Annotated in this window: 1 pseudogene; it reads left to right on the top strand. The window is 38.0% G+C overall.

From position 1 onward, the window contains the following. Window positions 1-179 precede the first annotated feature (179 nt). A pseudogene (locus DMP16_RS10620) lies at window positions 180-642 on the top strand (IS6 family transposase); the annotation flags it as partial.

The raw sequence follows: 642 nt of genomic DNA, 5'->3' as shown, positions 1-642 counted from the left end.
GGACAACAATTTGGTTGTTTTGATATAAATTGAATTTTCTTTATTGTGGAAAAGTGTTTTTAGGGTGAGGGCGAGTTATTTATGGGGGTGAGAATATCAATAGGTTTGATTTCCTCGCCCTCACCCAAATTATCTCTACCCTTTTAAAGTATATAAGTGTTAAGCCTAGGTTTCATTCCTTGGATGATATTGCATTAGCCTTAACCTCTTACTTGCTAGGCTTGTCAAGTTGGAGGACTTTATTACCTCACACTACCTTGCTCTACTATTTTCACAAGTTGGCTAATGTTAATTATGAGGTTAAGGTTGATGTTAAGCGTGGGGATTATTTGCTCGTTGATGAGACTAAGGTTTTGAGGGTTAATGGTGAGTATTACTACTTATGGGTTGTTAGGCATTACGAGTCTGGGCTTGTTGTGTTCTTCATGTTGACTAGTCTTAGGAGTGGTTTCCACGTTTATGTGATATTAAATGGTATTAAGCTTGAGAATTGGAGGGATAAGGTTATCTTCCTACACGATAAGGCATCAGTCTACAAGGCATTCTCTTGGTTCAATGCAAAACACGAGGTTGAAACTTTTGGCAAGAGAAGCTTAGTAGAACTAGTTTTTAGGAGCTTAAAACATAGGCTAGCAAGCATGG

Origin of the sequence: Sulfolobus sp. B1 (genome assembly GCF_007050195.1) — an archaeon.
In the GTDB taxonomy this organism is placed as follows: Archaea; Thermoproteota; Thermoprotei_A; order Sulfolobales; family Sulfolobaceae; genus Saccharolobus.
Note: the sequence above shows the minus strand (reverse complement) of the source record. Positions and strands in the feature narration are given on the sequence as shown.